Annotated in this window: 2 protein-coding genes; one reads left to right on the forward strand and one right to left on the reverse strand. The window is 70.8% G+C overall.

Features of this window, described 5'->3' with window-relative positions; genetic code table 11:
• Positions 1–270: 270 nt before the first annotated feature.
• Positions 271–1065 carry an IS5 family transposase gene (locus tag KWI83_RS37620; protein ID WP_256363387.1) on the forward strand — a complete coding sequence of 265 codons (795 nt, stop codon included), beginning with the start codon at positions 271–273 and terminating at the stop codon, positions 1063–1065.
• Here KWI83_RS37620 and KWI83_RS37625 read toward each other — a convergent pair.
• Complete coding sequence (locus KWI83_RS37625) at positions 963–1547, reverse strand: hypothetical protein (protein ID WP_256363388.1); 585 nt, start codon at positions 1545–1547, stop codon at positions 963–965. The two genes, KWI83_RS37620 and KWI83_RS37625, sit on opposite strands and share 103 nt — an antisense overlap.
• Positions 1548–1664: the final 117 nt, after the last annotated feature.

Genomic DNA, 1664 nt, shown 5'->3' on the forward strand with positions numbered 1-1664 from the left:
GAAGCCGTATCTCAACCGATCTTGGAACGTGTGGATCGAACGGAGTTCCTGGTCGGGTGATCTTCCGGCGGTACGCGCATGAAGGCAGGGCCTCCTGGTAGCTCGGGGGTGCGACCCCATTCCGAGCGGTTCCCGGAGGCCCTGTTGTCGTTGTTGTACGCGCCCGAGCCCGTTGACTTCAACTCGCCCGCCGTGTCGTGCGATTGCCTCGCGCACGTGTACGGCAACGCGGCCGATCATCCCGATCGGGTTCGCCGGTATCCGTCGGACATGACGGACGAGGAGTGGGCGGCCATCCGGCCGTTGTTGCCGGTGCCGGCCTGGCTTCAGGGGCGGGGCGGACGGCCCGAGGGCTACTGCCACCGCCAGCTGCTGGACGCGGTCCGCTACCTGGTCGCGGGCGGGATCTCCTGGCGGGCGATGCCCGCGGACTTCCCCGCCTGGGGCCGGGTCTACGCCTTCTTCCGCCGCTGGCGCGAGCACGGGCTGATCGCGGAGTTCCACGACCGGCTGCGCGGGAAGGTTCGTGAGCGCGAGGGCCGCGAGGCCGAGCCCACGGCGGGGATCATCGACGCGCAGTCGGTGCGGGCCGCCGCGACGGTGCCGGCCGCCTCACGCGGCTACGACGGCGGGAAGAAGGTGCCGGGCCGCAAACGGCACATCGTGACCGATACCCTCGGTCTGCTCCTGGTCGTCGCGGTCACCGCCGCGAACATCGGCGACCGGGACGCCGCGGCGGGCCTGCTGACCCGGCTGCGCCGCCTGCACCGCGACATCACCCTCGTCTGGGCGGACGGCGGCTACACCGGCGGCCTCGTCGGCTGGTGCCGGGACAAGCTCGCTCTGACCTTGGAGGTCATCAAGCGCACGGACGACATGACAGGGTTCGTGGTGCTGCCGAGGCGGTGGGTGGCAGAGCGCACGTTCGCGTGGTTGATGAATTCCCGCCGTCTGGCCCGGGACTACGAGGCCCTGCCCGCCACCAGCGAGGCGATGATCCGGTGGTCGATGGTCACGCGGATGAGCCGGCGTCTGGCACGGCCACGGGCCGCCGGCCGGCACTGAATGCCCCCGACGCCTCCAGGAGGAGCCACCCGCGCTCCGCCAGGCGCCGGGCTTTCGACCGCAGCCCCTCGACCTTCGCCGGCGTCGCCCCAAGGCCCAGCTCCACCGCGATCTCCTTGGCTCGAAGCGGCCCCTGGGCCCATGGATCGCTGCTGTTCCAGCACGCCCACAATCCGCTGATAGTCCGGCGCCAGAACCGTCACCGGCAGCCCTTCCCGCCAGGGCGGCACCGTCGAGCCCGGCACCGGGGCGAGCGACGGCACCGCTTCCTCCTCCGCCTCGGTCGTGGTCACGGCAGTGGACTCGGCCGCAGAGACTGCCAGGGCCTCGACCAGTTCCTCCCGCGCGATCACCCGCCGGTCCAGCTCGATCTCCGCGGCCTCCAACACCTCAGCCAACCGCGCGGCTTCCTCCCGCAGACCCTCCACCCGCACCCGGGCAGCCGCCTCCCGCTCCTCCAGCATTCCCAGCACCGACGCCACCGCGCACCCCTCGGTCATGAAGCGGACACAAGACGCCGCTTGCCTCCCTCACCCCGAGCGAAGCCATGCCTGACCAGCAGAAATCAAGGGATCACGTTCAGTTGAGATACGGCTTCT

It is taken from the genome of Streptomyces sp. TRM70350 (genome assembly GCF_019219825.1).
Classification (GTDB): Bacteria; Actinomycetota; Actinomycetes; order Streptomycetales; family Streptomycetaceae; genus Streptomyces.